This window comes from Rhodopseudomonas sp. BR0C11, assembly GCF_010820945.1.
GTDB classification, from domain to species: Bacteria; Pseudomonadota; Alphaproteobacteria; order Rhizobiales; family Xanthobacteraceae; genus Rhodopseudomonas; species Rhodopseudomonas palustris_H.
This window is the reverse complement of sequence record NZ_QTKI01000414.1, coordinates 1-4186: the sequence shown is the minus strand read 5'-3', so window position 1 is coordinate 4186 and position 4186 is coordinate 1. Positions and strand designations below refer to the sequence as shown.

General features: G+C 64.8%; 6 protein-coding genes and 1 pseudogene. All 7 read right to left on the bottom strand.

Annotated elements, in window-relative coordinates:
* The coding region (locus DYI24_RS22420) for an acyl-CoA dehydrogenase family protein (protein WP_205523633.1) at positions 1 to 761 on the bottom strand (761 nt) is incomplete at its 3' end.
* Between the two features lie 60 nt (positions 762 to 821).
* The gene (gene ribB, locus DYI24_RS22415; protein ID WP_164573898.1) at positions 822 to 1901 is read right to left on the bottom strand and encodes a 3,4-dihydroxy-2-butanone-4-phosphate synthase; all 1080 of its coding nucleotides are present in this window, start codon (positions 1899 to 1901) and stop codon (positions 822 to 824) included.
* 133 nt (positions 1902 to 2034) lie between these two features.
* Positions 2035 to 2406, bottom strand: a complete 372-nt coding sequence (locus DYI24_RS22410; protein WP_011156656.1) for a carboxymuconolactone decarboxylase family protein — start codon at positions 2404 to 2406, stop codon at positions 2035 to 2037.
* 75 nt (positions 2407 to 2481) lie between these two features.
* Positions 2482 to 2670 carry a YgaP family membrane protein gene (locus tag DYI24_RS22405; RefSeq protein WP_107343254.1) on the bottom strand — a complete coding sequence of 63 codons (189 nt, stop codon included), beginning with the start codon at positions 2668 to 2670 and terminating at the stop codon, positions 2482 to 2484.
* Between the two features lie 115 nt (positions 2671 to 2785).
* A complete protein-coding gene (locus tag DYI24_RS22400) occupies positions 2786 to 3460 on the bottom strand; it encodes a Crp/Fnr family transcriptional regulator (RefSeq protein WP_164573897.1) in 675 nt (224 codons plus the stop codon).
* 147 nt (positions 3461 to 3607) lie between these two features.
* Positions 3608 to 3868, bottom strand: coding sequence for a PH domain-containing protein (locus tag DYI24_RS22395; RefSeq protein ID WP_164573896.1), 261 nt, complete (start codon positions 3866 to 3868; stop codon positions 3608 to 3610).
* Positions 3869 to 3991: 123 nt separating this feature from the next.
* A pseudogene (locus DYI24_RS22390) lies at positions 3992 to 4186 on the bottom strand (hypothetical protein); the annotation flags it as partial.

Here is a 4186-nt window from a genome sequence, read left to right as displayed (position 1 = left end):
CCCTTGAGGCCCGACACGTTCGGCAGCAGCGCGTCTTCCGGAACGACCACGCCGTCCATCACGATCTCGCCGGTGATCGAGGCGCGCAAGGAGAGCTTACCGCCGACCTTCGGGGCCGACAGGCCCTTCATGCCCTTCTCGAGGATGAAGCCGCGGATCTGGTTGTCGTGCGCGGCCGACTTCGCCCACACCACGAACACGTCGGCGATCGGCGCGTTCGAGATCCACATCTTGCTGCCGCTGAGGCGATAGCCGTCGGCAACCTTCTCGGCCTTGGTCTTCATGCCGCCGGGATCGGAGCCGGCGTCCGGCTCGGTCAGGCCGAAGCAGCCGACCCATTCGCCGGAGGCGAGCTTGGGCAGATACTTCTTGCGCTGGTTCTCATCGCCATAGGCGTAGATCGGATACATCACCAGCGACGACTGCACGCTGTTCATCGAGCGATAGCCGCTGTCGACCCGCTCGATCTCGCGCGCCACCAGGCCGTAGGCGACGTAGCTGGCGTTGGCGCAGCCGTATTCTTCCGGCAGCGTGACGCCGATCAGGCCGAGCGAGCCCATCTCATTAAAGATCTCGCGATCGGTCTTCTCTTCGAGATACGCCTGATTGACGCGGGGCAGAAGTTTGTCCTGAGCATAAGCGCGCGCGGTATCGCGGATCATCCGCTCGTCTTCGGTGAGCTGGTCTTCCAGCAGCAGCGGATCGTCCCACTTGAAGCTCGCCGGAGCCGGCTTGTCCTTGGTTTGCGCGCGCACGCTCATCGATTGTCCTTTCAGACCTTGCCGCATCGGGCGACGTTGATGGGGAGGGTAAGACCTCGGTCAGGTGCCTTCAAGGTGCTCGTTGCCGACGATTTCGATGCCGAAACCGGACAGGCCCTTGTAGTCGATCTGCGACGTGGTGAGATGACGGATCGACGTCACGCCGAGATCACGCAGGATCTGCGCACCAACGCCGATCTCGCGCCATTGCCGATGCCGATCGGCTTCGGCGGTCTTCTGCTCGTCGAGCGGAGCGACCGGCACACCCGCCGCGCCGTCGCGCAGATAGATCAGCACGCCGGAACCGTTCGCCTTGAAATGGTCGAGCACGGCCTGCATCCGCCGAGCCCCAGTGAAAAGCTCCTTGACGATGTTCGGCTTGTGGAACCGGGTCAGCACATTCTTGCCGTCGCCGATCCCATTGTAGACGCAGGCGACATGGGCGATCTCGTCGAACGGCGAGCGGTAAGCATACCCCTGCATCGGACCGATCGGACTGTCGATCGGAAACGTCGCGACGCGCTCGATCAGCTTCTCGCGCGCCTGACGGTACGAAATCAGATCCGCGATCGTGACCAGCTTGAGATTGTGCTTGTTGGCGAACTCGACGACCTGCGCACCCTTGGTGACGGTGCCGTCGTCGTTCATCAGTTCGCTGATCACGCCGACCGGCGGCAGCCCGGCGAGCTTGCAGAGGTCAACCGCGGCCTCGGTGTGGCCGGAACGGAGAAGCACGCCGCCCTCGCGCGCGATCAGCGGGAAGATGTGTCCGGGCCGGGCGAAGTCGTTGGCGCCGGCGTTCGGATTGGCCAGCGCGCGGCAGCACGAGGCGCGCTCGTCCGCCGAGATGCCGGTGCCGTTGTCCGGCTTGTAGTCGATCGAGACCGTGAACGCGGTGGTATGGTTGCTGTCGTTGTGTGCCACCATCGGGTCGAGCCGCAGTCGCCGCGCATCGTCCATGGTGATCGGCGCGCAGACGATGCCCGAGGTGTGGCGGATGATGAACGCCATCTTCTCCGCGGTGCACAGCGAGGCGGCGACCACCAGATCGCCTTCTCCCTCACGATCGTCGTCATCGGTGACGACGACAATTTCGCCGGCGGAAAAGGCTTGCAGAACTTCTTGGATGGGGTGCGCCATGGTCGGATCTCTGAGACAGGACCCGACCATATGACGCAGCGCGGGCGGCGACGCAAGGCGCGCGACGGAGCGGCCGCCTTGCGTGAAATTCCCTACCGCAGAGCGGAATTGAAGGGCCGCGCGCGGTTGGCGGTTACTCCGCAGGCGAAGCCGCTGCGGCCTTCTTCTTGACGAACTGATCGTAAGCCTCGACCGCCTGGGCGGCATACATCACGCTCGGGCCAGCGCCCATGTAGATCGCCATGCCCATCGTCTCCATCACCTCGTCGCGGGTCGCGCCGTGCTTCACCGCAGCTTCAGCGTGGAAGCCGATGCAGCCGTCGCACCGCGTCGCCACGGAGATCGCCAGAGCGATCAGCTCCTTGGTCTTGGTATCGAGCGCATTGGCCTTGAGCGCGGCCTGGGCGATCGCCGAGAAGCCCTTCATGACGTCCGGCGCGCCGGTGCGGACTTCGCGCAGCGCCACCGACAACTCGCCCGTCAGATCGATCCAGTTCTTGTGCATGGTTTCACTTATTCAACAAAGGCAACTCCCGGGAGCGGGCTGCGCCGCCCCGAGAGCCACACTTGGGTAGTGACGTCAAGACTTGGTCGAGCAGGTCTTGATGCCGAGCAGCGTGTAGGCCGGGCAGAAGCCGATCCCCGCGGTCAGCAGCGGGACGACGCCGATCCAGGCCCAGATCGGACCGCCGGTCAGCGCCCAGTAGATCAGGCCGGCGCCGACGATGGCGCGCAGCAGACGGTCGATCATTCCCATGTTCACAGTCATCTTCGTTTCCCCTCGCTCGGTTGAGTGACACGCTCGTTCTAGGGCGCGCCACCATCACGGTCTGTGACCAAGTCACCGGCGACGAAGGATCGGTCGAAAATCTGCGAATAGAGGTTCAGCGGGCGGCCTGCGCGGCGGCCCGCAGCGGGGCGGCATTGCGCAATTCGACACGTCCGCGTCCGAGGCTGACCCAGCCGCGGCGCTCGAACGTCTTGAGATGACGGCTGACGACTTCGCGCGCCGAGCCGATCTCGGCGGCCAGTTGGGCGTGGGTGATCGACAATTCGCGGCCATCCGCCGCAAGCGCCAGCAGGCGTGACGCCAGCCGCGTCTCGATCGAGGCGAACGCCACGTTCTGGATCACCGCCATCAGATCCGCCATCCGTGCCGCCTGGGCATTGAACACGAAACTGCGGAATTGCGCCGAGCGGCCCATCAGGTCGTGGAAGGTCGCGGCGGGCAGGCCCACCGCCTCGACCGGGCTTTCGGTCACCGCGAATGCGCTGTAGCTGTCCGAGGCGAGCAGCGCCAAGGTGGTGAGAATGCAGATGCTCCCCGGCCCGAGCCGGTACAGCACGATCTCGTTGCCGGCCGGATCGAGCTGAAACACGCGGACCGTGCCGCGGCACACCAGGATGAACATGCCGCACGGCTGGTCCGGCGCGAACACCGAAGCGCCGGCAGGCAGGCTCATAGCCATGGCTGCCTGCGCAAGCGAGGTTCGTTCCGTCTCCGGCAGTTCCCCCAGGGCCGGGAATCCGCGCAACCAATCCAATGCAGGCAAGCTCATCGCGACCAACCAGGTTCACGCTCGACCTGCCGAAGATAGGGGCCAGGACCGCAGCGCCCGGTTGATCTTAATCAACCAGGCACTGTGGCGACCAGCCGCGGCCTGATGCGCGGAGTTGCTCGCGGACGTGTGAACGTCGATAGACGCTTACGGATTGTCCGTCGCGGTCGAGGGGCCGGAGATCACGTCGCCGTCGCGATGGCGCCAATAGCGGGCCCGCAGGCGCGGAGCGATCCACCAGGCAATCGGCGCAGCCAGAACGAAGCTCGCGATAACCGCCATCGGCACCCAGTCCATAGCGTTCCGCGCCAAAGCCGGGATCGTCATGATCGACACCATGCCAATGCCGAACAGCACGGCGTTGGTCATCATGTACACGAGCGAAGCGATACGAAATCGGTTGGACATTTGAAACCTCCTGTTGCCGGTTCAATGTCCTCGTAGCGCCGCTTGTTCCGGCGGAACCGCGACCTCGGGGTCGCAGGAGTGCTCGTGAGCTACCGCGTGGGGTCAGAGCGCCGAGCCCCGCCGCTACGCTGCGTTCGATTTCTCGGCCGCGAGGAGAACCGCCATCTCATCCAGTGCCGTAAAGACCTCCACGGAGGCCTTTTCCATCTTGTCGGCAGCGATCACAGCGGCCTCGAAATCGCCCGCCTGGAATCGCGCGACGGCTTCTTTCCCCGCAGCGTGGACAAGCAGATGCGGGTCGTGGATGCGACGGTAGGC

Excerpts from the sequence above, each read along its gene's own strand:
- ribB (WP_164573898.1), bottom strand. The coding sequence starts at position 1,901 with ATGGCGCACCCCATCCAAGAAGTTCTGCAAGCCTTTTCCGCCGGCGAA.
- DYI24_RS22410 (WP_011156656.1), bottom strand. The coding sequence starts at position 2,406 with ATGCACAAGAACTGGATCGATCTGACGGGCGAGTTGTCGGTGGCGCTG.
- DYI24_RS22405 (WP_107343254.1), bottom strand. The coding sequence starts at position 2,670 with ATGACTGTGAACATGGGAATGATCGACCGTCTGCTGCGCGCCATCGTC.
- DYI24_RS22400 (WP_164573897.1), bottom strand. The coding sequence starts at position 3,460 with ATGAGCTTGCCTGCATTGGATTGGTTGCGCGGATTCCCGGCCCTGGGG.
- DYI24_RS22395 (WP_164573896.1), bottom strand. The coding sequence starts at position 3,868 with ATGTCCAACCGATTTCGTATCGCTTCGCTCGTGTACATGATGACCAAC.